General features: G+C 48.1%; 46 protein-coding genes. 40 read left to right on the forward strand and 6 right to left on the reverse strand.

Annotated elements, in window-relative coordinates:
- The 34 genes from A9B99_RS10045 to A9B99_RS10210 all read left to right on the forward strand — a co-directional run.
- Window positions 1–306, forward strand: a 306-nt coding sequence (locus A9B99_RS10045) for an EF-Tu C-terminal domain-related protein (protein ID WP_074388789.1), incomplete at its 5' end; no start/stop codon positions are given.
- Between the two features lie 215 nt (window positions 307–521).
- Window positions 522–716, forward strand: a complete 195-nt coding sequence (bfd, locus tag A9B99_RS10050) for a bacterioferritin-associated ferredoxin (protein WP_064597161.1) — start codon at window positions 522–524, stop codon at window positions 714–716.
- Window positions 717–787: 71 nt separating this feature from the next.
- Entirely contained in the window at window positions 788–1,264 is a 477-nt protein-coding gene (gene bfr, locus A9B99_RS10055) for a bacterioferritin (protein ID WP_064597162.1), read from the forward strand.
- Between the two features lie 313 nt (window positions 1,265–1,577).
- Complete coding sequence (gene rpsJ / locus A9B99_RS10060) at window positions 1,578–1,889, forward strand: 30S ribosomal protein S10 (protein ID WP_001181005.1); 312 nt, start codon at window positions 1,578–1,580, stop codon at window positions 1,887–1,889.
- A 32-nt stretch (window positions 1,890–1,921) separates the two neighbouring features.
- On the forward strand, window positions 1,922–2,551 hold the full coding sequence (rplC, locus tag A9B99_RS10065) for a 50S ribosomal protein L3 (protein WP_051691463.1): 630 nt from the start codon (window positions 1,922–1,924) through the stop codon (window positions 2,549–2,551).
- A 10-nt stretch (window positions 2,552–2,561) separates the two neighbouring features.
- Complete coding sequence (gene rplD / locus A9B99_RS10070; protein WP_064597163.1) at window positions 2,562–3,167, forward strand: 50S ribosomal protein L4; 606 nt, start codon at window positions 2,562–2,564, stop codon at window positions 3,165–3,167.
- Complete coding sequence (gene rplW / locus A9B99_RS10075) at window positions 3,164–3,466, forward strand: 50S ribosomal protein L23 (protein WP_064597165.1); 303 nt, start codon at window positions 3,164–3,166, stop codon at window positions 3,464–3,466. Before rplD ends, rplW begins: the two co-directional genes overlap by 4 nt.
- Window positions 3,467–3,485: 19 nt before the next feature.
- A complete protein-coding gene (gene rplB, locus A9B99_RS10080) occupies window positions 3,486–4,307 on the forward strand; it encodes a 50S ribosomal protein L2 (protein WP_036112870.1) in 822 nt (273 codons plus the stop codon).
- Between the two features lie 16 nt (window positions 4,308–4,323).
- A complete protein-coding gene (gene rpsS, locus A9B99_RS10085) occupies window positions 4,324–4,602 on the forward strand; it encodes a 30S ribosomal protein S19 (protein ID WP_001138115.1) in 279 nt (92 codons plus the stop codon).
- Between the two features lie 14 nt (window positions 4,603–4,616).
- The gene (gene rplV / locus A9B99_RS10090; RefSeq protein WP_000447529.1) at window positions 4,617–4,949 is read left to right on the forward strand and encodes a 50S ribosomal protein L22; all 333 of its coding nucleotides are present in this window, start codon (window positions 4,617–4,619) and stop codon (window positions 4,947–4,949) included.
- A 17-nt stretch (window positions 4,950–4,966) separates the two neighbouring features.
- Window positions 4,967–5,668 carry a 30S ribosomal protein S3 gene (rpsC, locus tag A9B99_RS10095; RefSeq protein WP_036112857.1) on the forward strand — a complete coding sequence of 234 codons (702 nt, stop codon included), beginning with the start codon at window positions 4,967–4,969 and terminating at the stop codon, window positions 5,666–5,668.
- Window positions 5,669–5,680: 12 nt separating this feature from the next.
- Window positions 5,681–6,091, forward strand: coding sequence for a 50S ribosomal protein L16 (gene rplP / locus A9B99_RS10100; RefSeq protein WP_036112855.1), 411 nt, complete (start codon window positions 5,681–5,683; stop codon window positions 6,089–6,091).
- Complete coding sequence (gene rpmC / locus A9B99_RS10105) at window positions 6,091–6,282, forward strand: 50S ribosomal protein L29 (RefSeq protein ID WP_064597167.1); 192 nt, start codon at window positions 6,091–6,093, stop codon at window positions 6,280–6,282. The genes rplP and rpmC overlap by 1 nt, the downstream gene beginning before the upstream one ends.
- A complete protein-coding gene (rpsQ, locus tag A9B99_RS10110; RefSeq protein WP_000130100.1) occupies window positions 6,282–6,536 on the forward strand; it encodes a 30S ribosomal protein S17 in 255 nt (84 codons plus the stop codon). The genes rpmC and rpsQ overlap by 1 nt, the downstream gene beginning before the upstream one ends.
- Before the next feature lie 162 nt (window positions 6,537–6,698).
- Window positions 6,699–7,070, forward strand: a complete 372-nt coding sequence (gene rplN / locus A9B99_RS10115) for a 50S ribosomal protein L14 (protein WP_035344535.1) — start codon at window positions 6,699–6,701, stop codon at window positions 7,068–7,070.
- Window positions 7,071–7,079: 9 nt separating this feature from the next.
- Window positions 7,080–7,394 carry a 50S ribosomal protein L24 gene (rplX, locus tag A9B99_RS10120; RefSeq protein WP_036112842.1) on the forward strand — a complete coding sequence of 105 codons (315 nt, stop codon included), beginning with the start codon at window positions 7,080–7,082 and terminating at the stop codon, window positions 7,392–7,394.
- A 14-nt stretch (window positions 7,395–7,408) separates the two neighbouring features.
- Window positions 7,409–7,948, forward strand: a complete 540-nt coding sequence (rplE, locus tag A9B99_RS10125; protein ID WP_036112840.1) for a 50S ribosomal protein L5 — start codon at window positions 7,409–7,411, stop codon at window positions 7,946–7,948.
- A 14-nt stretch (window positions 7,949–7,962) separates the two neighbouring features.
- Entirely contained in the window at window positions 7,963–8,268 is a 306-nt protein-coding gene (gene rpsN / locus A9B99_RS10130) for a 30S ribosomal protein S14 (RefSeq protein WP_036112836.1), read from the forward strand.
- Window positions 8,269–8,302: 34 nt separating this feature from the next.
- Window positions 8,303–8,695: a 30S ribosomal protein S8 gene (rpsH, locus tag A9B99_RS10135; RefSeq protein WP_036112832.1), complete on the forward strand. Its 393-nt coding sequence runs from the start codon at window positions 8,303–8,305 to the stop codon at window positions 8,693–8,695.
- Window positions 8,696–8,707: 12 nt separating this feature from the next.
- The gene (rplF, locus tag A9B99_RS10140; RefSeq protein ID WP_036112828.1) at window positions 8,708–9,241 is read left to right on the forward strand and encodes a 50S ribosomal protein L6; all 534 of its coding nucleotides are present in this window, start codon (window positions 8,708–8,710) and stop codon (window positions 9,239–9,241) included.
- 9 nt (window positions 9,242–9,250) lie between these two features.
- Window positions 9,251–9,604 (forward strand): 50S ribosomal protein L18, encoded by a 354-nt coding sequence (gene rplR / locus A9B99_RS10145; protein ID WP_000358956.1) that lies wholly within the window; start codon window positions 9,251–9,253, stop codon window positions 9,602–9,604.
- Between the two features lie 14 nt (window positions 9,605–9,618).
- A complete protein-coding gene (rpsE, locus tag A9B99_RS10150) occupies window positions 9,619–10,119 on the forward strand; it encodes a 30S ribosomal protein S5 (RefSeq protein ID WP_017374144.1) in 501 nt (166 codons plus the stop codon).
- A 6-nt stretch (window positions 10,120–10,125) separates the two neighbouring features.
- On the forward strand, window positions 10,126–10,305 hold the full coding sequence (gene rpmD / locus A9B99_RS10155) for a 50S ribosomal protein L30 (protein WP_036112814.1): 180 nt from the start codon (window positions 10,126–10,128) through the stop codon (window positions 10,303–10,305).
- A 3-nt stretch (window positions 10,306–10,308) separates the two neighbouring features.
- Complete coding sequence (rplO, locus tag A9B99_RS10160) at window positions 10,309–10,743, forward strand: 50S ribosomal protein L15 (RefSeq protein ID WP_064597169.1); 435 nt, start codon at window positions 10,309–10,311, stop codon at window positions 10,741–10,743.
- Window positions 10,744–10,750: 7 nt separating this feature from the next.
- The gene (gene secY / locus A9B99_RS10165; RefSeq protein ID WP_064597171.1) at window positions 10,751–12,082 is read left to right on the forward strand and encodes a preprotein translocase subunit SecY; all 1,332 of its coding nucleotides are present in this window, start codon (window positions 10,751–10,753) and stop codon (window positions 12,080–12,082) included.
- 30 nt (window positions 12,083–12,112) lie between these two features.
- Window positions 12,113–12,229: a 50S ribosomal protein L36 gene (gene rpmJ / locus A9B99_RS10170; RefSeq protein ID WP_015960705.1), complete on the forward strand. Its 117-nt coding sequence runs from the start codon at window positions 12,113–12,115 to the stop codon at window positions 12,227–12,229.
- 147 nt (window positions 12,230–12,376) lie between these two features.
- The gene (gene rpsM, locus A9B99_RS10175) at window positions 12,377–12,733 is read left to right on the forward strand and encodes a 30S ribosomal protein S13 (protein ID WP_036112799.1); all 357 of its coding nucleotides are present in this window, start codon (window positions 12,377–12,379) and stop codon (window positions 12,731–12,733) included.
- Between the two features lie 16 nt (window positions 12,734–12,749).
- Complete coding sequence (gene rpsK, locus A9B99_RS10180) at window positions 12,750–13,139, forward strand: 30S ribosomal protein S11 (RefSeq protein WP_001029684.1); 390 nt, start codon at window positions 12,750–12,752, stop codon at window positions 13,137–13,139.
- A 32-nt stretch (window positions 13,140–13,171) separates the two neighbouring features.
- Complete coding sequence (gene rpsD / locus A9B99_RS10185; RefSeq protein WP_036112787.1) at window positions 13,172–13,792, forward strand: 30S ribosomal protein S4; 621 nt, start codon at window positions 13,172–13,174, stop codon at window positions 13,790–13,792.
- Window positions 13,793–13,817: 25 nt separating this feature from the next.
- Complete coding sequence (locus A9B99_RS10190; RefSeq protein WP_036112784.1) at window positions 13,818–14,807, forward strand: DNA-directed RNA polymerase subunit alpha; 990 nt, start codon at window positions 13,818–13,820, stop codon at window positions 14,805–14,807.
- Between the two features lie 40 nt (window positions 14,808–14,847).
- On the forward strand, window positions 14,848–15,234 hold the full coding sequence (gene rplQ, locus A9B99_RS10195; RefSeq protein ID WP_064597173.1) for a 50S ribosomal protein L17: 387 nt from the start codon (window positions 14,848–14,850) through the stop codon (window positions 15,232–15,234).
- Between the two features lie 110 nt (window positions 15,235–15,344).
- Window positions 15,345–15,716, forward strand: coding sequence for a DnaJ family domain-containing protein (locus tag A9B99_RS10200; RefSeq protein WP_064597175.1), 372 nt, complete (start codon window positions 15,345–15,347; stop codon window positions 15,714–15,716).
- 2 nt (window positions 15,717–15,718) lie between these two features.
- Window positions 15,719–16,147, forward strand: a complete 429-nt coding sequence (zntR, locus tag A9B99_RS10205) for a Zn(2+)-responsive transcriptional regulator (RefSeq protein WP_064597177.1) — start codon at window positions 15,719–15,721, stop codon at window positions 16,145–16,147.
- Entirely contained in the window at window positions 16,144–16,389 is a 246-nt protein-coding gene (locus A9B99_RS10210; protein ID WP_064597179.1) for an alternative ribosome-rescue factor A, read from the forward strand. Before zntR ends, A9B99_RS10210 begins: the two co-directional genes overlap by 4 nt.
- On the opposite strand, the gene mscL is transcribed toward A9B99_RS10210, so the two are convergent.
- The 5 genes from mscL to def form a co-directional block, all read right to left on the reverse strand.
- Entirely contained in the window at window positions 16,361–16,774 is a 414-nt protein-coding gene (gene mscL / locus A9B99_RS10215) for a large-conductance mechanosensitive channel protein MscL (RefSeq protein ID WP_036112755.1), read from the reverse strand. The genes A9B99_RS10210 and mscL overlap by 29 nt on opposite strands.
- A gap of 122 nt (window positions 16,775–16,896) precedes the next feature.
- Window positions 16,897–18,273 carry a Trk system potassium transporter TrkA gene (gene trkA, locus A9B99_RS10220; protein WP_064597181.1) on the reverse strand — a complete coding sequence of 459 codons (1,377 nt, stop codon included), beginning with the start codon at window positions 18,271–18,273 and terminating at the stop codon, window positions 16,897–16,899.
- 40 nt (window positions 18,274–18,313) lie between these two features.
- Window positions 18,314–19,606 carry a 16S rRNA (cytosine(967)-C(5))-methyltransferase RsmB gene (rsmB, locus tag A9B99_RS10225; protein ID WP_064597183.1) on the reverse strand — a complete coding sequence of 431 codons (1,293 nt, stop codon included), beginning with the start codon at window positions 19,604–19,606 and terminating at the stop codon, window positions 18,314–18,316.
- Between the two features lie 73 nt (window positions 19,607–19,679).
- Complete coding sequence (fmt, locus tag A9B99_RS10230) at window positions 19,680–20,627, reverse strand: methionyl-tRNA formyltransferase (protein WP_064597185.1); 948 nt, start codon at window positions 20,625–20,627, stop codon at window positions 19,680–19,682.
- Between the two features lie 21 nt (window positions 20,628–20,648).
- Window positions 20,649–21,161: a peptide deformylase gene (def, locus tag A9B99_RS10235; protein ID WP_064597187.1), complete on the reverse strand. Its 513-nt coding sequence runs from the start codon at window positions 21,159–21,161 to the stop codon at window positions 20,649–20,651.
- Window positions 21,162–21,282: 121 nt separating this feature from the next.
- Between def and dprA the strand changes: the two genes are divergently transcribed.
- Genes dprA through A9B99_RS10265 form a run of 6 tightly spaced genes read left to right on the forward strand, consistent with a single transcriptional unit; the run spans window position 21,283 to window position 25,067 of the window.
- A complete protein-coding gene (dprA, locus tag A9B99_RS10240) occupies window positions 21,283–22,404 on the forward strand; it encodes a DNA-protecting protein DprA (RefSeq protein WP_064597199.1) in 1,122 nt (373 codons plus the stop codon).
- Complete coding sequence (gene smg / locus A9B99_RS10245) at window positions 22,376–22,849, forward strand: DUF494 family protein Smg (protein WP_036112740.1); 474 nt, start codon at window positions 22,376–22,378, stop codon at window positions 22,847–22,849. The genes dprA and smg overlap by 29 nt, the downstream gene beginning before the upstream one ends.
- A gap of 23 nt (window positions 22,850–22,872) precedes the next feature.
- Window positions 22,873–23,427, forward strand: coding sequence for a DNA topoisomerase family protein (locus A9B99_RS10250; protein WP_064597189.1), 555 nt, complete (start codon window positions 22,873–22,875; stop codon window positions 23,425–23,427).
- Window positions 23,420–23,992: an L-threonylcarbamoyladenylate synthase type 1 TsaC gene (gene tsaC / locus A9B99_RS10255; protein ID WP_064597191.1), complete on the forward strand. Its 573-nt coding sequence runs from the start codon at window positions 23,420–23,422 to the stop codon at window positions 23,990–23,992. The genes A9B99_RS10250 and tsaC overlap by 8 nt, the downstream gene beginning before the upstream one ends.
- 2 nt (window positions 23,993–23,994) lie before the next feature.
- The gene (gene aroE, locus A9B99_RS10260) at window positions 23,995–24,813 is read left to right on the forward strand and encodes a shikimate dehydrogenase (protein ID WP_064597193.1); all 819 of its coding nucleotides are present in this window, start codon (window positions 23,995–23,997) and stop codon (window positions 24,811–24,813) included.
- Window positions 24,810–25,067, forward strand: a complete 258-nt coding sequence (locus A9B99_RS10265; RefSeq protein ID WP_064597195.1) for a DUF1488 family protein — start codon at window positions 24,810–24,812, stop codon at window positions 25,065–25,067. The genes aroE and A9B99_RS10265 overlap by 4 nt, the downstream gene beginning before the upstream one ends.
- Here A9B99_RS10265 and A9B99_RS10270 read toward each other — a convergent pair.
- Window positions 25,043–25,597, reverse strand: a complete 555-nt coding sequence (locus tag A9B99_RS10270) for a gamma carbonic anhydrase family protein (RefSeq protein ID WP_064597197.1) — start codon at window positions 25,595–25,597, stop codon at window positions 25,043–25,045. The two genes, A9B99_RS10265 and A9B99_RS10270, sit on opposite strands and share 25 nt — an antisense overlap.
- Between the last annotated feature and the right edge of the window lie 468 nt (window positions 25,598–26,065).

Here is a 26,065-nt window from a genome sequence, read left to right on the forward strand (position 1 = left end):
GCTAAACCGGGTTCAATCAACCCGCACACCAAATTCGAATCTGAAGTATACGTTCTGAGCAAAGATGAAGGCGGCCGTCATACTCCGTTCTTCAAAGGCTACCGTCCTCAGTTCTACTTCCGTACTACTGACGTAACGGGTTCCATCGAACTGCCGGAAGGCGTAGAAATGGTAATGCCGGGCGACAACATTCAGATGGTTGTTACCCTGATTCACCCGATCGCAATGGACGAAGGTCTGCGCTTCGCAATCCGTGAAGGCGGCCGTACCGTTGGTGCAGGCGTTGTTGCTAAAGTTCTGGGCTAATTAGTCTTCGAACTAAAAAGGGCGCTTCGGCGCCCTTTTTTATTGCACAAATTCTTACGTCTGCTCCTCGCCTTGTGATATCTGTACTCCGCTGTTATTTCTCAAAGCCGGGCTTGAATGCTTTAACTGCATCGTGCTGATCTTTTTACGAACCGTCTATTGTAATCATAACCATTCTCAATTAGAATTTGATCGTTATTTGTACTGGAGTGGTTATGTACATTTGTCTGTGTAACGGCGTTAGTGATAAAGCTATTCGCCAGGCGGTACGCCAGTTTCATCCGCAATCTTTTCAGCAGTTGCGCAAGTTTGTTCCTGTCGGTAACCAGTGTGGTAAGTGCATCAGGGCCGCGAGGGAAATCATGCAGGAAGAACTGATCCAGATACCAGAGTTTAAAGAAACGGCATAATTAGTGCGCTTTTTTTGACTTACTCTGCTACCCATCTACGCTTTTAAGTAGTGGAAGCGGAGAGAGTGACTATGAAAGGTGATGCTAAGATAATAACCCATCTCAATAAACTATTGGGAAATGAGCTTGTTGCAATAAACCAGTACTTTTTACACGCCAGAATGTTTAAAAACTGGGGCCTGACAAGGCTTAATGATATTGAGTATCATGAGTCTATTGATGAAATGAAGCATGCAGATAAGTATATTGAGCGTATTTTGTTTCTTGAAGGAATCCCCAATCTGCAGGACCTCGGCAAACTTCACATCGGGGAAGATGTTGAAGAGATGCTTCGTTCGGATCTCAATCTTGAAATGGAAGGGGCGAAGAATCTTCGTGAAGCAATTGCTTATGCAGATTCGGTTCACGACTATGTCAGCAGGGATATGCTTATCGAAATTTTGTCGGATGAGGAAAGCCATATTGACTGGCTGGAAACTGAGCTGGATTTGATCGGTAAAATTGGCCTGCAAAATTATCTCCAGTCCCAACTTAAAGAACAAGCCTGACACCACTATAGCGGAGGCGATATCTGAGTCTCCGTTTTATCTATCTTCCTGTTTCAGCTTACTATCAATTAAACCCCCACTTGTGCAATATCCATGACTAATTTATAAACAAAGCTTGCCTGAGGCGCAGATTTGCGTATAATGCGCAGGCTCGCTAATAGTAGCGAGTGGCTCGACAGAGCCTGTGCAGCTTTGCTGCCTGAACAATGCTTCCGATTGGGAAGCTATGTAAAGAAGATTACACTCTCCCGTCAATCGTAATGGGTCTGAGTAGTAGTCATTTTCGTCTATAAATAATTGGAGCTCTGGTCTCATGCAGAACCAAAGAATCCGTATCCGCCTGAAAGCGTTTGATCATCGTCTGATCGATCAATCAACCGCGGAAATCGTTGAGACTGCTAAGCGCACTGGTGCGCAAGTTCGTGGTCCAATCCCGCTGCCGACCCGCAAAGAGCGCTTTACCGTTCTGATCTCTCCGCACGTTAACAAAGACGCGCGTGATCAGTACGAAATTCGCACTCACAAGCGTCTGGTTGACATCGTTGAGCCAACCGAGAAAACCGTTGATGCTCTGATGCGTCTGGATCTGGCTGCCGGTGTAGACGTGCAGATCAGCCTGGGTTAATCAGGTCATTGAACGATTGAGAGGTTGAAACAATGATTGGTTTAGTCGGTAAAAAAGTGGGCATGACTCGCATCTTCACTGAAGAAGGCGTTTCTATCCCAGTAACCGTAATCGAAGTTGAAGCTAACCGCGTTACCCAGGTTAAAGATCTGGACAACGATGGTTACCGCGCAATCCAGGTTACCACTGGTGTTAAAAAAGCAAACCGCGTCACCAAACCTGAAGCGGGTCACTTTGCTAAAGCCGGTGTTGAAGCTGGTCGTGGTCTGTGGGAATTCCGTCTGGCTGAAGGCGAAGAATTTGCTGTCGGTCAGAACATCAGTGTTGAAGTTTTCGCTGACGTTAAAAAAGTAGACGTAACTGGCACCTCTAAAGGTAAAGGTTTCGCAGGTACTGTTAAACGTTGGAACTTCCGCACTCAGGATGCTACTCACGGTAACTCCTTGTCTCACCGTGTTCCGGGTTCTATTGGTCAGAACCAGACTCCGGGCAAAGTGTTCAAAGGCAAGAAAATGGCAGGTCAGCTGGGTAATGAACGTGTAACTGTTCAAAGCCTGGACGTAGTACGTGTTGACGCTGAGCGCAACCTGCTGCTGGTTAAAGGTGCGGTTCCCGGTGCAACCGGTAGCGACCTGATCGTTAAACCAGCTGTGAAGGCGTAAGGGGATAGCAATGGAATTAGTACTGAAAGACGCGCAGAGCGCGCTGACTGTTTCCGAAACTACCTTCGGTCGTGATTTTAACGAAGCGCTGGTACACCAGGTTGTTGTTGCTTATGCAGCAGGTGCCCGTCAAGGTACTCGTGCTCAGAAGACTCGTGCTGAAGTAACTGGCTCCGGTAAAAAACCGTGGCGCCAGAAAGGTACTGGCCGTGCACGTTCTGGTTCCATCAAGAGCCCAATTTGGCGCTCCGGTGGTGTGACCTTTGCTGCTCGTCCGCAGGACCACAGTCAAAAAGTTAACAAAAAGATGTACCGCGGCGCGCTGAAAAGCATTCTGTCCGAGCTGGTACGTCAGGATCGTCTGGTCGTTGTCGAGAAGTTCTCTGTAGAAGCACCGAAAACTAAGCTGCTTGCTCAGAAACTGAAAGATATGGCTCTGGAAGATGTGCTGATCATCACCGGTGAACTGGATGAAAATCTGTTCCTGGCTGCACGTAACCTGCACAAGGTTGACGTACGTGATGCTAATGGCATCGATCCGGTTAGCCTGATCGCCTTCGACAAAGTCGTAATGACTGCTGATGCTGTTAAGCAAGTTGAGGAGATGCTGGCATGATTCGTGAAGAACGTCTGCTGAAAGTGCTGAACGCACCGCACGTTTCTGAAAAAGCGTCTGTTGCGATGGAAAAAAACAACACCATCGTTCTCAAAGTTGCTAAAGACGCGACTAAAGCAGAAATCAAAGCTGCTGTGCAGAAACTGTTTGAAGTCGAAGTCAATGACGTACGTACCCTGGTTGTTAAAGGGAAAGTAAAACGTCATGGACAGCGTATCGGTCGTCGTAGCGACTGGAAAAAAGCTTACGTCACCCTGAAAGAAGGCCAGAATCTGGACTTCATTGGCGGCGCTGAGTAAGTCGGAGGAGTAAAGAACAATGGCAATTGTTAAGTGTAAACCGACATCTCCGGGTCGTCGCCACGTAGTTAAAGTGGTTAACCCAGAGTTGCACAAGGGCAAACCTTTTGCTCCGTTGCTGGAAAAAAACAGCAAATCCGGTGGCCGTAACAACAATGGCCGCATCACTACGCGTCACATTGGTGGTGGTCATAAGCAGGCTTATCGTATTGTTGACTTCAAACGCAACAAAGACGGTATTCCGGCAGTTGTTGAACGTCTTGAGTACGATCCGAACCGTTCTGCGAATATCGCGCTGGTTCTGTACAAAGATGGCGAACGCCGTTACATCCTGGCCCCTAAAGGCCTGAAAGCTGGCGACCAGATTCAATCTGGCGTTGATGCTGCAATCAAAGCGGGTAACACCCTGCCGATGCGCAATATCCCGGTTGGTTCTACCGTTCATAACGTAGAAATGAAACCTGGTAAAGGCGGTCAGCTGGCTCGTTCTGCTGGTACTTACGTTCAGATCGTTGCTCGTGATGGTGCTTATGTCACCCTGCGTCTGCGTTCTGGTGAAATGCGTAAAGTGGAAGCAGAGTGCCGCGCTACTCTGGGCGAAGTTGGCAATGCTGAGCATATGCTGCGCGTTCTGGGTAAAGCTGGTGCTGCTCGCTGGCGTGGTGTTCGTCCTACCGTTCGCGGTACCGCGATGAACCCGGTAGATCACCCACATGGTGGTGGTGAAGGTCGTAACTTTGGTAAGCACCCGGTTTCCCCGTGGGGCATTCAAACCAAAGGTAAAAAGACCCGCAGCAACAAGCGTACTGATAAATTCATCGTACGTCGCCGTAGCAAATAATTTTAGAGGATAAGCCATGCCACGTTCTCTCAAGAAAGGTCCTTTTATTGACCTGCACTTGCTGAAGAAGGTAGAGAAAGCGGTGGAAAGCGGTGACAAGAAGCCCCTGCGCACTTGGTCCCGTCGTTCAACGATCTTTCCAAACATGATCGGTTTGACCATCGCTGTCCATAATGGTCGTCAGCACGTTCCAGTTTTTGTTTCCGACGAAATGGTTGGTCACAAACTGGGTGAATTCGCACCGACTCGTACTTATCGCGGCCATGCTGCTGATAAAAAAGCGAAGAAGAAATAAGGTAGGAGGAAGAGATGGAAACTATCGCTAAACATCGCCATGCTCGTTCTTCTGCTCAGAAGGTTCGCCTTGTTGCTGACCTGATTCGCGGTAAGAAAGTGTCGCAGGCTCTGGATATTCTGACCTACACCAATAAGAAAGCGGCTGTACTGGTCAAGAAAGTTCTGGAATCTGCCATTGCTAACGCTGAACACAACGATGGCGCTGATATTGACGATCTGAAAGTTACGAAAATTTTCGTAGATGAAGGCCCGAGCATGAAGCGCATTATGCCGCGTGCAAAAGGTCGTGCAGATCGCATCCTGAAGCGCACCAGCCACATTACTGTGGTTGTGTCCGATCGCTGAGACTCTGGAGACTAGCAATGGGTCAGAAAGTACATCCTAATGGTATTCGCCTGGGTATTGTCAAACCATGGAACTCTACCTGGTTCGCGAACACCAAAGAATTCGCTGACAACCTGGACAGCGACTTTAAAGTACGTCAGTTCCTGACTAAAGAACTGGCTAAGGCGTCTGTATCTCGTATCGTTATCGAACGTCCGGCTAAAAGCATTCGTGTAACCATTCACACTGCTCGCCCGGGTATCGTTATCGGTAAAAAAGGTGAAGACGTTGAGAAACTGCGCAAGGCCGTAGCAGACATTGCTGGCGTTCCTGCTCAGATCAATATCGCAGAAGTTCGTAAGCCTGAACTGGACGCAAAACTGGTTGCTGACAGCATCACTTCTCAGCTGGAACGTCGTGTTATGTTCCGTCGTGCTATGAAGCGTGCTGTACAGAACGCAATGCGTCTGGGCGCTAAAGGTATCAAAGTTGAAGTTAGTGGCCGTCTGGGTGGCGCTGAGATCGCACGTACCGAATGGTATCGTGAAGGTCGTGTACCGCTGCACACTCTGCGTGCTGACATTGACTACAACACCTCTGAAGCGCACACCACTTATGGTGTTATTGGCGTGAAAGTGTGGATCTTCAAAGGTGAGATCCTGGGTGGTATGGCTGCTGTTGAACAACCGGAAAAACCGGCTGCTCAACCTAAAAAGCAGCAGCGTAAAGGCCGTAAATAAGGAGCGTCGCTGATGTTACAACCAAAGCGTACAAAATTCCGTAAAGTGCATAAAGGCCGTAACCGTGGTCTGGCTGCAGGTACGGATGTGAGCTTCGGCACTTACGGTCTGAAAGCTGTTGGCCGTGGTCGTCTGACTGCACGTCAGATAGAAGCAGCACGTCGTGCAATGACCCGTGCAGTTAAGCGTCAGGGTAAGATCTGGATCCGTGTATTCCCGGACAAACCGATCACCGAGAAGCCGCTGGAAGTTCGTATGGGTAAAGGTAAAGGTAACGTGGAGTATTGGGTTGCCTTGATCCAGCCGGGTAAAGTCCTGTATGAAATGGACGGTGTTCCGGAAGAGCTGGCCCGTGAAGCATTCAGCCTGGCAGCAGCGAAACTGCCGATCAAAACCACCTTTGTAACTAAGACGGTGATGTAATGAAAGCAAAAGAGCTGCGTGAAAAGAGTGTTGAAGAGCTGAACACCGAGCTGCTTAACCTGCTGCGTGAGCAGTTTAACCTGCGTATGCAGGCTGCAAGTGGCCAGCTGCAACAGACTCACCTGTTGAAGCAAGTGCGTCAAAATGTCGCACGCGTTAAGACTTTACTGACTGAGAAGGCGGGTGCGTAATGACCGATAAAATCCGTACTCTGCAAGGTCGTGTTGTTAGCGATAAAATGGAAAAATCCATTGTTGTTGCTATCGAGCGTTTTGTGAAACACCCGATCTACGGTAAATTCATCAAGCGTACGACTAAATTGCACGTACATGACGAGAACAACGAATGTGGAATTGGTGACGTGGTTGAAATCCGCGAATGCCGTCCGCTGTCCAAGACTAAATCCTGGACTCTGGTTCGCGTTGTAGAGAAAGCGGTTCTGTAATAGAGTACGCATTCTCAAATCGATAAACGGCTCAGAAATGGGCCGTTTATTTTTTCTACCCATATCCGATAAGCGGTGTTATAATGCCGCGCCCTCGTTTATGGGGCGTTTATGAACGACCTGATATCAGGTCTCAGTAGTTGACATTAGCGGAGCACTGAAATGATCCAAGAACAGACTATGCTGAACGTCGCCGACAACTCTGGCGCACGTCGCGTAATGTGTATCAAGGTTCTGGGTGGCTCGCACCGTCGCTACGCAGGCGTAGGCGACATCATCAAAATTACCATCAAAGAAGCAATTCCGCGTGGTAAGGTCAAAAAAGGTGATGTGCTGAAGGCGGTAGTGGTGCGCACCAGGAAGGGTGTTCGTCGCCCTGACGGTTCTGTCGTTCGCTTCGATGGCAATGCTTGTGTTCTTCTGAACAACAACAGCGAACAGCCAATCGGTACGCGTATTTTTGGGCCGGTTACTCGTGAACTTCGTTCTGAGAAGTTTATGAAAATCATCTCTCTGGCACCAGAAGTACTCTAAGGAGCAAACATGGCAGCGAAAATCCGTCGTGATGACGAAGTTATCGTGCTGGCCGGCAAAGATAAAGGCAAGCGTGGTAAAGTTAAGAGTGTCCTGTCTTCTGGTAAGGTCATTGTTGAAGGTATCAACCTGGTGAAAAAACATCAGAAGCCGGTTCCGGCTCTGAACCAGGCGGGTGGCATCGTTGAAAAAGAAGCTGCAATTCAGGTTTCTAACGTTGCAATCTTCAATACGGCAACCGGTAAGGCTGACCGTGTAGGCTTTAGATTTGAAGAGGGCAAAAAAGTCCGTTTCTTTAAATCTAATGGCGAAACTATCAAGTAATTTGGAGTAGTACGATGGCGAAACTGCATGATTACTACAAAGACGAAGTAGTTACTAAACTGATGACTCAGTTTAACTACAATTCTGTCATGCAAGTCCCTCGGGTCGAGAAGATCACCCTGAACATGGGTGTTGGTGAAGCAATCGCTGACAAGAAACTGCTGGATAATGCAGCAGCTGACCTGGCAGCAATCTCCGGTCAAAAACCGTTGATCACCAAAGCACGCAAATCAGTTGCAGGCTTCAAAATCCGTCAGGGCTATCCGATCGGCTGTAAAGTAACTCTGCGTGGCGAACGCATGTGGGAGTTCTTTGAGCGCCTGATCACTATTGCTGTACCACGTATTCGTGACTTCCGCGGTCTTTCCGCTAAGTCTTTCGATGGTCGTGGCAACTACAGCATGGGTGTCCGTGAGCAGATCATCTTCCCGGAAATCGACTATGACAAAGTCGATCGCGTTCGTGGTTTGGATATTACCATTACCACTACTGCGAAAACCGATGATGAAGGCCGTGCTCTGCTGGCTGCCTTTGACTTCCCGTTCCGCAAGTAAGGTAGGGTTACTTCATGGCTAAGCAATCAATGAAAGCACGCGAAGTAAAACGCGTAGCTTTGGCTGAAAAATTCTTCGCTAAACGCGCTGAACTGAAAGCGATCATTTCTGATGTGAACGCTTCTGACGAAGATCGTTGGGATGCTGTTCTCAAGCTGCAGAGTCTGCCGCGTGATTCCAGCCCGTCTCGTCAGCGTAACCGCTGCCGTCAAACTGGTCGTCCGCATGGTTTCCTGCGGAAATTCGGGTTGAGCCGTATTAAGGTCCGTGAAGCCGCCATGCGCGGTGAAATCCCGGGTCTGAAAAAGGCTAGCTGGTAATTGTCACCAATTTGAATCACGGGAGTAGAGACAGATGAGCATGCAAGATCCGATCGCGGATATGCTGACCCGTATCCGTAACGGTCAGGCCGCGAACAAAGTTGCGGTCACCATGCCTTCCTCCAAGCTGAAAGTGGCAATTGCCCATGTGCTTAAGGAAGAAGGTTATATCGAAGATTATAAAATTGAAGGCGACATCAAGCCTGAACTGGAAGTTTCTCTGAAATATTTCCAGGGCAAGGCTGTGGTAGAGAGCATTCAGCGAGTCAGCCGTCCAGGTCTGCGCATCTATAAGAAAAAAGATGAGCTGCCGAAAGTTATGGCTGGGCTGGGTATTGCTGTCGTTTCTACCTCTAAAGGTGTTATGACTGATCGTGCAGCGCGCCAGGCTGGTCTTGGTGGCGAAATTATCTGCTACGTAGCCTAATCGGAGGAAAAAATGTCTCGTGTTGCTAAAGCACCGGTCGTTATTCCTGCCGGCGTTGATGTAAAAATCAACGGTCAGGTTATTACGATCAAAGGTAAAAACGGCGAGCTGACTCGTTCTATCAACGATGCTGTTGAAGTTAAACATGCGGACAATGCACTGACTTTCGCTCCTCGCGAAGGTTTTGCAGATGGCTGGGCCCAGTCGGGTACAGCTCGTGCGCTGCTGAACTCCATGGTTATCGGTGTTACCGAAGGCTTCACTAAGAAGCTTCAGCTGGTTGGTGTAGGTTACCGTGCAGCGGTTAAAGGGAATGTTCTGAGCCTGTCTTTAGGCTTTTCTCACCCTGTAGACCATGAACTGCCGGCTGGCGTCATTGCAGAATGTCCGTCACAAACTGAAATCGTGCTGAAAGGCGCTGATAAACAAGTGATTGGCCAGGTCGCTGCTGATGTGCGCGCCTACCGTCGTCCTGAGCCTTATAAAGGCAAGGGTGTCCGTTACGCCGACGAAGTCGTGCGTACCAAAGAGGCTAAGAAGAAGTAAGGTAACACTATGGATAAGAAATCTGCTCGTATCCGTCGTGCGACCCGCGCACGTCGCAAGCTCAAAGAGCTTGGTGCGACCCGCCTGGTGGTACATCGTACCCCGCGTCATATTTACGCACAGGTAATCGCGCCGAACGGTTCTGAAGTTCTGGTAGCTGCTTCTACTGTAGAAAAAGCTATTGCTGAGCAACTGAAGTACACCGGTAACAAAGATGCCGCCGCTGCAGTAGGTAAAGCTGTTGCAGAACGCGCTCTGGAAAAAGGAATCAAAGATGTTTCCTTTGACCGTTCCGGGTTCCAATATCATGGTCGTGTCCAGGCACTGGCAGATGCTGCCCGTGAAGCTGGCCTTCAGTTCTAAGGTAGAGGTGTAAGATGGCTCACATCGAAAAACAAGCTGGCGAACTGCAGGAAAAGCTGATCGCGGTAAACCGCGTATCTAAAACTGTAAAAGGTGGCCGTATTTTTAGCTTCACCGCTCTGACTGTAGTGGGTGATGGCAATGGTCGCGTTGGTTTTGGTTACGGTAAAGCGCGTGAAGTTCCAGCAGCGATCCAGAAAGCGATGGAAAAAGCCCGTCGCAACATGATTAACGTCGCGCTGAACAGCGGTACTCTGCAGCACCCAGTTAAAGGTGTGCACACAGGTTCTCGTGTGTTCATGCAGCCGGCTTCAGAAGGTACTGGTATCATCGCAGGTGGTGCTATGCGTGCTGTTCTCGAAGTCGCTGGGGTTCATAACGTACTGGCAAAAGCATATGGTTCCACCAACCCGATTAACGTGGTTCGTGCTACCATTGATGGCCTGGAAAATATGAAATCTCCAGAAATGGTCGCTGCCAAGCGTGGTAAATCCGTTGAAGAAATTCTGGGGTAATTGACCATGGCAAAGACTATTAAAATCACTCAAACCCGCAGTGCAATCGGTCGTCTGCCGAAACACAAGGCAACGCTGCTTGGCCTGGGTCTGCGTCGTATTGGTCACACTGTTGAGCGTGAGGATACGCCTGCGGTCCGTGGTATGATCAACGCGATTTCCTTCATGGTTAAAGTTGAGGAGTAAGAGATGCGTTTAAATACTCTGTCTCCAGCCGAAGGGTCTAAGCACGCGCCGAAACGCCTGGGTCGTGGTATCGGCTCTGGTCTGGGTAAAACCGGTGGTCGCGGCCACAAAGGTCAGAAATCTCGTTCTGGTGGTGGTGTACGTCGTGGTTTCGAAGGTGGTCAGATGCCGTTGTATCGTCGTCTGCCTAAATTCGGTTTCACCTCTCGCAAAGCAATGGTCACTGCGGAAATCCGTCTGTCTGACCTGGCTAATGTTGAAGGCGACGTAGTTGACCTGAACACGCTGAAAGCAGCAAACATTATCGGTATTCAGATTGAATTCGCGAAAGTGATTCTGTCTGGTGAGGTTACTCGCCCGGTAACTGTTCGCGGTCTGCGTGTTACTAAAGGCGCACGAGCTGCTATCGAAGCTGCTGGCGGTAAAATCGAGGAATAAGTAGCAGATGGCAAAACAACCGGGATTAGATTTTCAAAGTGCTAAAGGTGGGCTTGGCGAGCTAAAACGCAGACTGTTGTTTGTTATTGGTGCGCTGATTGTTTTCCGAATTGGCTCTTTTATTCCAATCCCTGGTATTGATGCCACTGTTCTTGCCAAATTGCTCGAGCAACAGCGGGGCACCATCATTGAAATGTTCAACATGTTCTCTGGTGGTGCTCTGAGCCGAGCTTCCATCTTCGCGCTGGGTATTATGCCGTATATTTCGGCTTCAATTATTATCCAGTTGCTGACAGTCGTTCATCCGGCGTTGGCTGAATTGAAGAAGGAAGGGGAGTCTGGACGTCGTAAGATTAGCCAGTACACCCGTATCGGTACTTTGGTGTTGGCAATATTTCAGTCAATCGGTATTGCTACCGGTTTACCGAATATGCCAGGAATGACTGGTCTGGTTATTAATCCAGGTATTGCATTCTATTTCACTGCTGTTGTTAGCCTGGTCACCGGGACAATGTTCCTGATGTGGTTAGGTGAACAGATTACTGAGCGAGGTATTGGTAACGGTATCTCAATCATAATCTTCGCTGGTATTGTTGCAGGCCTTCCGCCTGCTATTGCACATACCATCGAGCAAGCGCGGCAAGGCGACCTGCACTTCCTCCTGTTGCTGTTGGTTGCAGTATTAGTATTTGCTGTCACCTTCTTTGTTGTGTTTGTTGAACGTGGTCAACGCAGAATTGTGGTAAACTACGCGAAACGCCAACAAGGTCGACGTGTCTATGCTGCACAGAGCACACATTTACCGCTGAAAGTGAATATGGCTGGTGTAATCCCGGCTATCTTTGCTTCCAGTATTATTCTGTTCCCGGCAACCATTACTTCATGGTTCGGGGGCGGTACTGGTTGGAACTGGCTGACAACAATTTCGCTGTACTTGCAGCCTGGGCAACCGCTTTATGTGTTACTCTATGCGTCTGCAATCATCTTCTTCTGTTTCTTTTATACTGCGTTGGTTTTCAACCCGCGTGAAACAGCAGATAACCTGAAGAAGTCCGGTGCATTTGTACCAGGAATTCGTCCGGGAGAACAAACGGCGAAGTATATTGATAAAGTAATGACTCGCCTGACTTTGGTCGGTGCGTTGTATATTACTTTTATTTGCCTGATCCCGGAGTTCATGCGTGATGCGATGAAAGTGCCGTTCTACTTTGGTGGGACTTCACTGTTAATTGTCGTTGTTGTCATCATGGACTTTATGGCTCAAGTGCAAACTCTGATGATGTCCAGTCAGTATGAGTCTGCATTGAAAAAAGCGAACCTGAAAGGTTATGGCCGTTAATGGTCGCTTGAGAAGTTACGGAGAGTAAAAATGAAAGTTCGTGCTTCCGTCAAGAAATTATGCCGTAACTGCAAAATCGTTAAGCGCGAAGGCGTTATTCGTGTGATTTGCAGTGCCGAGCCGAAACATAAACAGCGTCAAGGCTGATTATTTTCGCATATTTTTCTTGCAAAGTTGGGTTGAGCTGGCTAGATTAGCCAGCCAATCTTTTGTATGTCTGTGCGTATTCATTTGAGTATCCTGAAAACGGGCTTTTCAGTATGGTACGTACACATGAAATTATAGGAGTGCATAGTGGCCCGTATAGCAGGCATTAACATTCCTGATCAAAAACACGCTGTAATCGCATTAACGTCGATTTATGGTGTCGGCAAGACTCGTTCCAAAGCCATCTGTGCTGCGGCGGGTATCGCTGAAGATGTTAAGATCAGTGAGCTGTCTGAAGAACAAATCGACACGTTGCGTGACGAAGTTGCCAAATTTGTCGTTGAAGGTGATCTGCGCCGCGAAATCAGCATGAGCATCAAGCGTCTTATGGACCTTGGTTGCTATCGCGGTCTGCGTCATCGTCGTGGTCTGCCGGTTCGCGGTCAGCGTACCAAGACCAACGCCCGTACCCGTAAGGGTCCGCGCAAACCGATCAAGAAATAATCGGGGTGATTGAATAATGGCAAAGGCACCAATTCGTGCACGTAAACGTGTAAGAAAACAAGTCTCTGATGGCGTGGCTCATATCCATGCTTCTTTCAACAACACCATCGTTACTATCACTGATCGTCAGGGTAACGCGCTGGGTTGGGCAACTGCCGGTGGTTCCGGTTTCCGTGGTTCTCGTAAATCCACTCCTTTCGCCGCTCAGGTTGCAGCTGAACGTTGCGCTGATGCAGTGAAAGAGTACGGAATTAAGAATCTGGAAGTTATGGTTAAGGGACCGGGTCCGGGTCGCGAATCTACTATTCGTGCTCTGAACGCCGCTGGTTTCCGCATCACTAATATTACTGATGTGACTCCGATCCCTCACAACGGTTGTCGTCCGCCGAAAAAACGTCGCGTATAACGCACCGTTTTTAGGAATGTTGGAGAAAGAAAATGGCAAGATATTTGGGTCCTAAGCTCAAGCTGAGCCGTCGTGAGGGCACAGACCTGTTCCTTAAGTCTGGTGTTCGCGCGATCGATACCAAGTGTAAAATTGAACAAGCTCCTGGTCAGCATGGTGCGCGTAAACCGCGTCTGTCTGACTATGGTGTGCAGTTGCGTGAAAAACAAAAAGTTCGCCGTATCTATGGTGTTCTGGAACGTCAATTCCGTAACTATTACAAAGAAGCAGCACGTCTGAAAGGCAACACCGGTGAAAACCTGTTGGCTCTGCTGGAAGGTCGTCTTGACAACGTTGTCTACCGTATGGGCTTTGGCGCAACTCGTGCGGAAGCACGCCAGCTGGTAAGCCATAAAGCTATCATGGTTAACGGTCGTGTTGTTAATATCGCTTCTTATCAGGTGAGTCCGAACGATGTTGTTAGCGTTCGTGAGAAAGCGAAAAAGCAGTCTCGCGTGAAAGCCGCTCTGGAGCTGGCTGAGCAGCGTGAAAAGCCAACCTGGCTGGAAGTTGATGCTGGCAAGATGGAAGGTGTGTTCAAGCGTAAGCCTGAGCGTTCTGATCTGTCTGCGGACATTAACGAACACCTGATCGTCGAGCTTTACTCCAAGTAAAGCTTAGTACCAAAGAGAGGACACAATGCAGGGTTCTGTGACAGAGTTTCTTAAACCGCGCCTGGTCGATATCGAGCAAATGAGTTCGACGCACGCCAAGGTGACCCTTGAGCCGTTAGAGCGTGGCTTTGGCCATACTCTAGGTAACGCACTGCGCCGTATTCTGCTTTCATCGATGCCGGGTTGCGCGGTGACCGAGGTTGAGATTGATGGTGTACTGCATGAGTACAGCACCAAAGAAGGCGTACAGGAAGATATCCTGGAAATCCTGCTCAACCTGAAAGGGCTGGCGGTGAAAGTTCAGGGCAAAGATGAAGTTATTCTTACCCTGAATAAATCTGGCATTGGCCCTGTGATCGCAGCAGACATCACCCATGACGGTGATGTTGAAATCGTCAAGCCGCAGCATGTGATTTGCCACCTGACCGATGATAACGCATCTATTAATATGCGTATTAAAGTTCAACGTGGTCGTGGTTATGTGCCGGCCTCTGCCCGAATTCATTCGGAAGAAGATGAGCGCCCAATCGGCCGTCTGCTGGTCGATGCTTGCTACAGCCCTGTAGAGCGTATTGCCTACAATGTTGAAGCAGCTCGTGTTGAGCAGCGTACCGACCTGGATAAGCTGGTTATCGAAATGGAAACTAACGGCACAATCGATCCTGAAGAGGCGATTCGTCGTGCGGCTACCATCCTGGCTGAACAACTTGAAGCCTTTGTTGACTTGCGTGACGTACGTCAGCCGGAAGTTAAAGAAGAGAAGCCAGAATTCGATCCGATCTTGCTGCGCCCTGTTGACGATCTGGAATTGACTGTCCGCTCTGCTAACTGCCTCAAGGCAGAAGCTATCCACTACATCGGTGATCTGGTACAACGTACCGAGGTTGAGTTGCTGAAAACGCCGAACCTTGGTAAAAAATCTCTTACAGAGATTAAAGACGTGCTGGCTTCCCGTGGTCTGTCTCTGGGCATGCGCCTGGAAAACTGGCCACCAGCAAGCATTGCTGATGAGTAACCGGATCACAGGTTAAGGTTTTACTGAGAAGGATAAGGTCATGCGCCATCGTAAGAGTGGTCGTCAACTGAACCGCAACAGCAGCCATCGCCAGGCAATGTTCCGTAACATGGCTGGTTCACTGGTTCGTCATGAAATCATCAAGACGACCCTGCCAAAAGCGAAAGAGCTGCGTCGCGTAGTTGAGCCGCTGATTACTCTTGCCAAGACCGACAGCGTAGCTAATCGTCGTCTGGCATTCGCCCGTACTCGTGATAACGAGATCGTGGCAAAACTGTTTAATGAACTTGGTCCGCGTTTCGCGAGCCGTGCAGGTGGTTACACTCGTATTCTTAAGTGTGGCTTCCGTGCTGGTGATAATGCTCCGATGGCTTACATCGAGCTGGTTGATCGCGCTGAGTCTCAAGCAGAAGCTACTGCAGAGTAATTTGCAGTAACGTAAAAAAGCCGGGCTTGCCCGGTTTTTTTATATCTAAAATTCGGACCTTGATCTAGAATTCAACTTTTATTTGTTCATTTAATCACCGAGGTATTGATATGTGGTTAATTGACCAATGGGCTGAACGGCACATTCTTGAAGCACAGCAAAAGGGTGATTTGGACAACCTTCCTGGTGAAGGACAACCTTTGGTGCTGGATGATGATTCTTTTGTACCTGAATCCTTGCGAACTGGTTATCGTCTTTTAAAAAATGCAGGATGTCTTCCACCTGAGCTTGAGCAGCGTAGGGAAGCACTTGAACTCCATGAGTTACTCCAGGGTGTTAAAGAGACTGACCCTTCATTCCATGAAGTAAGCCAGCGTGTTGCATTGCTGGAACTTAAATTACGCCAGGCTGGTTTAAGTACTGATTTCCTTCATGGTTCCTACGGCCTGTTAGTCAGAGAGCGCTTTTCTGAGGACAGCTAGCTATGTATCGTATAGGTGAAATTGCTCGTTTAGCTGATGTTACGCCCGATACTATCCGCTATTACGAAAAGCAGAACATGATGGATCATGAAGTGCGCACAGAAGGTGGCTTTCGGTTATATAGTGAAAATGATTTGCAGCGCCTGCGTTTTATTCGTTACGCAAGGCAGCTTGGTTTTACTCTGGATTCAATCCGTGAATTACTCTCTATTCGGATTGACCCGGAACATCATACTTGCCGTGAATCAAAGCAGATTGTCCAGGACAGACTCACGGAAGTAGAATCCAGAATCGCCGAGCTTGAGGTGATGAGGCAGTCTTTAAAAAGACTGGATGACATTTGCTGTGGCACCGCTCACAGTAGCGTGTACTGTTCAATTCTTGAGGCACTGGAACAGGGTGCAACCAAAATCCAACCGGAGAAAATATGAGTAACTATCAACATAAAAAAGGGACCATCCGAGATAATGCTTTGGAGGCATTGCTTCATGACCCGCTATTTCGCCAGCGTGTTGAGCGAAACAAGAAAGGAAAAGGTAGCTATTCTCGCAAAACTAAATATGGGAAAAACAGTGGGCAGGAGGCCAGCAGTAAACAAGTAGATGCTTTTTTACTCCTGGCCTTCTTCGTACTAACTGCGGCAGTTATGCATCTTTACTATTCTGGGCTTTGAGCAGGTCACGAATTTCAGTCAGTAACACCTCTTCGGTAGAGGGAGCTGGAGGTGCTTTTGGTGCTTCTTTTTTCTGGTACAATTTGTTCATCATCTTAACTACCATGAAGATGGCAAATGCTACGATGATAAAGTCAAAAATGTTCTGAATAAAAACACCATAGTGCATGACCACTGCCGGGATATCCCCTTCAGCAGGGCGCAACGTTACTGCAAACTGCTTAAAATCAATTCCCCCGATCAGCAGCCCCAGTGGTGGCATAATGATATCGGCAACCAGCGACGAAACGATTTTCCCGAAAGCAGCGCCGATCACTACCCCGACAGCAAGGTCAATGACATTTCCGCGCATTGCAAAAGCTCGAAACTCTTTGAATATACTCATACATTCTCCTTGAACAACACAACCCCAATAGGGCAATAGCGTTTTAGATCCCATTGACCCAAATAACAGTAAGTAAATAGATTATATACAAAGAATTAACGGGGCGGATAACCGCCCTGTATTCAGAGGAAAAATGGACTGGGCTGGAAGAGACGTTCTACATCGCTGACATACTTTTTATCTGTCAGGAACATAATAACGTGATCCCCTTGTTCAATACGCAGATCATTGTTAGCTATCATTACATCGTTACCGCGTACGACAGCACCAATAATGGTACCTGGTGGTAATTTTATCTCGTCAATGACCCGGCCAACGACTCGCGATGTACTTTCATCACCATGTGCGACAGCCTCAATCGCTTCAGCAACGCCTCGCCTGAGGGACGAAACCCCTACAATATCAGCTTTGCGTACATGGCTGAGTAGTGCAGAAATTGTTGCCTGCTGTGGAGATATGGCAATATCAATCACGCTCCCCTGTACCAGATCGACATAGGCTTTGCGCTGGATCAGTACCATTACTTTTTTGGCACCCATGCGCTTTGCCAGCATTGCGGACATGATGTTTGCTTCATCATCATTGGTGACAGCAATAAACAAATCAACCTGATCAATATGTTCTTCTTGCAGCAGTTCCTGATCAGATGCATCGCCGTAAAATACAATAGTATTTTGTAATTTCTCGGCTAACTCTGCGGCTCGTTTCTGATCACGTTCGATCAATTTAACGCTGTATTCTTTCTCTAAACGTTTTGCTAAACCGGCCCCAATATTACCACCACCCACCAACATAATGCGTTTATAGGGTTTTTCCAGCCGCTGTAATTCGCTCATCACTGCACGGATGTGCTGCGAAGCCGCAATAAAAAAGACTTCATCACCGGCTTCGATAATGGTGGAACCCTGAGGGCGAATAGGCCTGTCATGGCGGAATATAGCCGCTACACGGGTGTCGATATGCGGCATATGTTCACGCATTGTAGACAGCGCGTTACCTACGAGTGGGCCACCGTAATAGGCTTTGACGACCCCAAGGCTAACCTTGCCCTCGGCAAAGTTAACGACCTGAAGAGCCCCCGGATACTCAATCAGACGATAAATGCTATCAATCACCAATTGTTCTGGCGCGATTAAGTGGTCAATTGGTACGGCGTCTGGCGTGAAGAGTTTTTGCGCATCGCGTACATAATCTGATGCCCGGATGCGCGCAATACGGTTTGGGGTATTAAATAACGAATAAGCAATCTGGCAGGCAACCATATTCGTTTCATCCGAACTGGTTACTGCGACCAGCATATCTGCATCATCAGCACCTGCTTCGCGCAGAATTCTGGGATGTGAACCCGGCCCCTGCACAACGCGCAGGTCAAATTTATCTTGCAGACTACGTAACCTGTCACCATTGGTATCCACGACAGTGATATCGTTATTTTCACCTACTAAGTTTTCTGCGAGGGTGCCCCCAACCTGTCCGGCACCCAAAATGATAATTTTCATCAGTATTGTTTCTTAAGTTGTGCCTGGAAGGCTTGATTCATCATGACGCTTTGATTAGCTTAGCGTAAAAGAATCCATCTCCTTCATCTGGCCCGGGGAAATTTTGTTTCCCAGGCTCATCAGATGTTCCTGTTTCGACAATTGTTGCATCAGCAAAGTTGTGCAAAAATTGTTTAATTTGCTGGCTATTTTCCTCTGGCATGATGGAGCATGTTGCATATAACAAAGTGCCACCGGGTTTTAAAAGGGGCCAGACAGCATTAAGAATTTCGCTCTGTAACTTTGCCAGCTCTTCTATATCATTATTGCGTCGCAGCCATTTTATATCGGGGTGGCGCCGTATTACTCCCGTCGCTGAGCAGGGCGCATCCAGCAAGATGCGGTCAAATTGTTGGCCAGAACACCACTGCTCGGGGTAGCGACCATCACCTGATTTGATTTCAGCCTTCATACCCAGACGTTTCAGGTTTTCATAAACCCGGCTAAGGCGCTTTTTGTCAATATCAACAGCCAGAACGTTAGCCTCAGGTGCAGCTTCCAGAATATGAGTTGTTTTCCCTCCCGGAGCTGCGCATAAATCCAGAATATTCTCGCCATTCTGCGGATTCAGCAACGCCACACAGCCCTGGGCTGATGCATCCTGTACGGTAACCCAACCTTCAGAGAAGCCGGGCAGCATAGCAACAGGTACTGGCGTTTCCAGCCTGATGGCATCAGGGTAGTCTTGGTGAGTAAACCCATTCATTCCTGCTTGTTGGAGTAGCTTAAGCCACGTATCACGCTGATGAAAGCGACGGTTTACACGTAACCACATCGGTGGACGGTGGTTATTTGCTTCAACAATGCTTTCCCAATGCTGCGGCCAGGCCTGGCGCAGGCGATTAAGCAGCCATTCTGGATGCCAGTAACGGGATTCATGCTGTTGTAGTTCCGCCATAAGGCTGTCGCTCTGGCGTTGGAATTGCCGTAATACACCGTTGATAACCCCTTTAAACTGTTGTCGCTTAAGCACGCTTGCACCTTCAACAGTTTCAGCGAGTGCAGCATGTGCGGGGATCCGGGTGTGAATTAATTGGTAAAGACCAACGGCAATCAGATAATGGATGACTTTATGCTTGCCTTGCAATGGGCGGGACATCAACTGACTAATCAGCCATTCCAGTTCTGGCAGTGTACGCAGGGTACCAAAGCACAGTTCTTGTAAGAGTGACTTGTCTTTGTCAGAAACACGTTCCTGAAGTGGTGGCAGAACATCACTAAGTGACAATTTCTGCTCCATTACCTGGTCTATCGCCTGAGCTGCCAGGCTGCGTAAGTTTTGAGATCGTTTCATTGCTACAGTCTGGTTTTCCAGCCGTCAGAAATAAAAAGGCCCGGACAAGTCCGGGCTGTGAATAAGATGCTTATCAGGCAAGCGCAACTCCTGGGGTGAACCACTCTTTCCTGGAATTGAGAATATCCTGGGCCGACATCGGTTTTTTGCCGGCGGGCTGCAATATCTCTATGTTCAGAATGCCTTGCTGTGTAGCAACCTGAATACCGTGTTTATTTGCTGCAACAACTGTCCCGGGATTTTCATTAACCTGAGTGTCAATAACTGATGCCTTCCAGACTTTTACTGGTTGTTCATCAACCAGTAAAAAACTTACAGGCCAGGGATTAAACGCACGAATGCAGCGCTCAAGCTGGGTTGCCGGTAATGACCAGTCAAGTCTGGCTTCTTCTTTACTGAGTTTTTCAGCATAGGTCACCAGGGTCTCATCTTGTTTTTCTGGTGTAATGCCCGACTCAGCCAACTGAGTAAGCGTATATAACAGACCATGAGGGCCAATGGCAGCCAACTTGTCATACAGAGTAGCGCTGGTGTCTTCGGGGGTAACGGGACAGGCTATCTTATGCAGCATATCGCCGGTATCAAGGCCTTTGTCCATTTGCATGATGGTTACGCCAGTTTGTTCATCTCCGGCCCACAATGCGCGCTGAATCGGCGCAGCACCACGCCAGCGAGGAAGCAGGGAACCATGTACATTAATGCAGCCTAAACGAGGCATGGTTAATACTGCTGCTGGCAGCAGCAGGCCATAAGCAACCACGACCATCACATCTGCATTACACTGAGCAATTAGCGCCTGGTTTTCCTGCGGTCGCAGGCTGGCTGGTTGATACACAGGGATCTCATGCTCCTGAGCCAGTGTTTTCACTGGGCCTGCCATTAGTTTTTTCCCTCGCCCGGCAGGGCGATCGGGTTGAGTAAAAACAGCAACCACTTCATGCTCTGAAGCTATCAGCGCATCCAGATGGCGAGCGGCGAAATCAGGTGTTCCGGCGAAAATAATACGAAGAGAATTAGCCACGTGGTTTTTAGCTCCGTGCGGTTAAGCTTCGCGCGCACTCAGTCTTGCCATTTTTTCAAGCTTCTGACGAATACGTTGGCGTTTCAATGGGGACAGGTAATCAACAAACAATTTGCCTACCAGGTGATCCATTTCATGTTGAATACAAATGGCAAGCAGACCATCTGTTTCCAGCTCAAAGGACTGGCCGTCACGGTTTAATGCGCGCACTTTGACTGTTTCAGCACGAGGAACCAAAGCCCGCTGCTCAGGAATTGAAAGACAACCTTCTTCAATTCCAGTATTACCACTTTTTTCCAGTAGTTCAGGGTTAATCAGAACTAACTGTTCATCGCGGTTTTCCGAAACATCAATGACAATGATACGCTGATGAATATCTACTTGTGTTGCAGCAAGGCCAATGCCTTCTTCTGCGTACATGGTCTCGAACATATCATCGACGATACGCTGAATTTCTGCATTAACCTCTTTGACCGGTTCAGCGATAGTGCGAAGCCGCTCGTCCGGGAAATGTAAAACCTGCAATACTGACATATTTATCCAGAGCTGAGTTCAAAAGTTAAACGGATACTTCCTTCCTATTCTAGACATTTCCGCGCCCGATTGACAGTATCCCTCGCCAATCACAGAAATTGCTGAGGTTGTAGGAATGAGTTTGTCGGAAACGGAAATCTGGCTGCGATTAATGAATGTTTCGTCAATATATGGCGATATCGCGCATATGCTATTTCGTCAGTTACAGGAAAGCCCTTCCTGTACTCCTGCAACATTGCGTTTTATCGGTTGTAGTGAGACCCAGATAAAACAGTTTTTCTCTCCCACTTCGCAGCAAATCGCTCAGGCGCTGAACTGGCTTGATAGTGAGCATCATCATCTGTTGACCATCGCGGATGCAATGTATCCTGCGCCATTAAAAGCCATTAATGATTTTCCGGTTGCGCTATTTGTTAAAGGCGATTTGTCGGTACTGAATACACCACAATTAGCTATAGTCGGAAGCCGCAGCCTTTCCTGGTATGGGGAGCATTGGTGCCGTCAATTTGCTGCATCTCTTGCCGAACAGCTGACAATTACCAGTGGGCTTGCGATTGGCATTGATGGCGTGGCGCATAATGCAGCACTTGAGTCAGGCGGGAGAACTGTTGCTGTTTTGGGAAACGGTTTAAATACAGTCTACCCCCCTCGACATCGGTCACTGGCAAGAGACATTCAGGTAATGGGCGGCGCTATTGTCTCTGAGTTTCCTTTATGGACAACGCCTAAGCCCGCTAATTTCCCGCGGCGCAATAGAATTATTAGTGGGTTAAGTTACGGGGTTTTGGTGATTGAAGCGACGCTGAAAAGTGGTTCGTTGATTACAGCGCGTTGTGCGCTTGAACATGGGCGAGATGTTTTTGCGTTACCGGGCCCGTTAAGTAATCCAGGCAGTGAGGGTCCACACTGGTTGATTCAGCAGGGTGCTCAACTGGTTTCTCAACCCGGCGATATTATTGATTCGCTCAGTGAAACTGTCAGCGTATTAGCAAAACAGGCGTTGAAGTTAAATAATTCAGTGGATCATGCCATCCCTCCATTGCCATTTCCTGAGCTGTTGGCTAACGTAGGAGATGAGGTAACACCTGTTGACGTCGTCGCTGAACGTGCCGGCCAACCTGTGCCAGTGACCGTAGTCCAATTACTTGAGCTGGAGTTAGCAGGGTGGATCGCAGCTGTACCCGGCGGCTATGTCCGATTGAGGAGGGCATGCCATGTTCGACGTACTAATTTATCTGTTTGAAACATATATCCAGAATCAGGCTGAAGTTCAGGTTGATCAGGATAAATTAACCCGTGATTTAGCTGATGTAGGGTTTGATCGCGACGATATCTACAATGCATTATCCTGGCTGGAAAAACTGGCTGATTACCAGGATGGATTAGTTGAGCCAATGCAGTTGGCGTCCGACCCTCTGTCTATGCGTATTTTCACGGATGAAGAAAGCCAGCGTCTGGATTCCAGTTGCCGGGGGTTCTTGCTATTCCTGGAACAAATACAGGTGCTAAACCTCGAAACACGTGAAATGGTAATTGAGCGTGTTATGGCGTTGGATACAAGTGAGTTTGATCTTGAAGACCTGAAATGGGTTGTGTTGATGGTGTTATTCAATCTGCCAGGTTGTGAGAACGCTTATCAACAGATGGAAGAACTTCTTTTTGAGGTAAATGAAGGTATGCTTCACTGATTATTCAGTGAAGTGTGAGCGATATGGCAAAAGACGCACTCTTTTCAGTGCCTGAACAGTCGCCCTGCCCAAAGTGCGGGGCGCAGTTAGTAATTCGTACCGGGAAGCATGGACCGTTTCTCGGTTGTTCTCAGTACCCAGATTGTGACTATCTGCGTCCTTTAAAGCCCTCATCAGATGGGCATATTGTTAAGGTGCTTGAAGGGCAATTGTGCCCGGAATGCCAGTCAGTCCTGGTGTTACGCCAGGGGCGTTTTGGTATGTTTGTTGGTTGCAGCCAATACCCAGAATGTGGGCATACTGAACTTATCGATAAGCCTGATAATACGGCTATTTCCTGTCCCCAATGTAAGCAAGGCCACTTAGTTCAGCGGCGTTCTCGTTATGGAAAAATATTTCATGCCTGTAACCGCTTCCCCGAGTGCCAGTTTGCTGTAAATTGTACGCCTGTTGCAGGGGAGTGTGAGGAATGCCATTACCCCTTGTTAATTGAGAAGAAAACGGCGCAAGGTGTTAAACGCTTCTGTGCCAGTAAACAATGTGGAAAGCCGGTAACGGTAGATAAAGAAAGTGAATAACAACCTGCAAAATCATGCGCTGAACGACATCGTTCACGTTTTAGAAGAAGAAAATGTCATCGCCTATCCCACCGAAGCTGTATTTGGTGTGGGGTGTGATCCTGATAGTGAAACTGCAGTAATGCGCTTATTGGCGTTGAAGCAACGTCCTATTGATAAGGGGTTGATTCTTATCGCTGCAAATTTTGAACAATTACGCCCTTATATTGATGAATCTTCTCTGAGCCCTGAACAGCTCCAAAGTGTATTTGCGTGCTGGCCAGGCCCTGTCACTTTTGTCTTTCCTGCGAAACCAGATACACCAGTATGGTTAACAGGGCGTTTTGATTCATTAGCTGTGCGTGTCACTAATCATCCACTGGTAGTTGATTTATGTCTCGCTTTCGGTAAACCGTTAGTTTCGACAAGTGCTAATTTAAGTGGTTTACCACCGTGCCGAACCACTGAAGAAGTTCGCGCTCAATTTGGTGATGCCTTTCCTGTGGTTGATGGCTTAACAGGGGGAAGGAAAAATCCATCAGAGATCAGAGACGCTTTAACCGGCAAACTCTTTCGGCAAGGATAATCATGGAAACATTCGCTGTCTTTGGTAACCCTATTGCGCATAGCAAATCCCCTCAAATACATGCGTGGTTCTCAGAAGAAACGGGGATTTTTCACCATTATGGGTCTGTTCTGGCTCCCGTTGATGGTTTCAAAGAATCTATTGGGGCTTTTTTTTCGAACGGGGGCAAGGGCGCGAATGTTACGGTACCGTTTAAAGAACAGGCGTTTGAGTTTGCTGACACGCTAACGCAAAGAGCAACATTGGCTGGGGCAGTTAATACGTTAAAATTGTTGGACGATGGGCAGGTGCTGGGTGATAACACGGATGGTGTTGGGCTTGTCAGTGACTTACAGCGGTTGGGGTTTTTACCTTACGGGGCACGTATTCTGTTGCTGGGGGCAGGCGGCGCATCCAGAGGTGTCATTCTGCCCTTGTTAGCACAAACCTGCGATATTGTAATTGCCAACCGGACTTTTGATAAAGCTCAGACGCTGGCCGCACATTTTTCTGCTTTCGGAAATGTGAGTGCCTGTGAGTATTCTGCGCTTGATGGAAAAGTTTTTGACCTTATTATCAATGCAACGTCCAGCGGTATTAACGGCGACGTCCCTCCGATCCCGGCTTCATTACTGCATCATAATATCAGTTGTTATGACATGTTTTATCAGGCCGGGCCTACGCCTTTTTTAATGTGGGCAATGCAGCACCATGTTCAGAAATTTGCTGATGGGTTGGGGATGCTGGTTGGCCAGGCCGCTCACTCATTTATGCTTTGGCATGGCGTTTTGCCAGAAACAACCCCAGTGATTGAAAAGCTAAAACGAGTATTGAGTGCATGAACCAGTCGATTCAGTTTCCGGACAGAGAGGAATGGCATATTGAGTACCAGGCTGTTGTTTTTCCTGCGCTGGTGGGTGGTATGCAGGTCTTTTGCGCTATCAGCAAGCTGGTTTTAGCACAACGGTTTGGTGAGCATACTGCTGAAGAATACCTGAATCTATTCAGATCCCATCGCTGGGATCTGGAGGAAGAGGCTGAAGTATTGATCAATGCGCAACAGGAAGATGCTCAAGGTTGGTACTGGTTATCCTGAGCCAGGTACTCTGCTTTCCATTTTACATAGTTATCTGCAGAGTATTTCAGGCCTTGGATTTCGTCTGCAGATAGTGGGCGCACTTGTTTAACAGGGCTTCCAATATATAAAAATCCGCTTGCCAGTTTTTTCCCGGGTGGCACCAGGCTACCAGCACCAATCATGACATCATTACCAATTTCAGCACCATCAAGCAGGATGGAACCCATACCGACTAATACTCTGTCACCTATTTTACATCCGTGAAGCATTGCCTTGTGACCAATAGTTACGTCTTGCCCAATGATTAACGGGTAGCCTTCAGGGTGTGAAGGTGATTTATGCGTGACATGTAAGACACTTCCGTCCTGGACATTTGTCCTGTCACCGATAGCAACGTAATTAACATCGCCGCGAATAGCGACAAGAGGCCAGATGCTGACATCATCTCCCAGTCTTACATCACCAATGAGTACACTGGAGGGATCAACCATGACCTGGCGTCCGGCTGAAGGATATAAATTCTGGTATTGACGGAAAACCTGGGGCATAGCTACCTCAATTTAAGAGTCTGAAAGGTTAACTTTGACTATCAGACAGGGAAATTCAAGGTGAAATGTACATAAAACAAACGTTGAAGTGCATGAATTCAGCAAAAAGGTTGAAAAAACCACACTTAGCAAAAAAGATCGAAAAAAGGCTTGTGCATCTGAATGGGATCCCTATAATGCGCCTCCATCGACACGGCGGCACGCTTCACTGAGTGCAGTAAGCCGGGGAGATAAAGAGAAAAAATCCTGAAAAATTGGGTTGACTCTGAAAGAGGAAAGCGTAATATACGCCACCTCGCGACAGCAGGCAGAATGCCGGGTCGCACTGCTCTTTAACAATTTATCAGACAATCTGTGTGGGCACTCATAAGCACTGATATCTTAACGTCGCAAGACGCTAAAAATTATCAAGTCTTAAAGAGTGACTAACAGTTAATTCATTACGAATAAACAGTTTAATTCTTTGAG

The organism is Mangrovibacter phragmitis, assembly GCF_001655675.1.
Lineage (GTDB): Bacteria > Pseudomonadota > Gammaproteobacteria > Enterobacterales > Enterobacteriaceae > Mangrovibacter > Mangrovibacter phragmitis.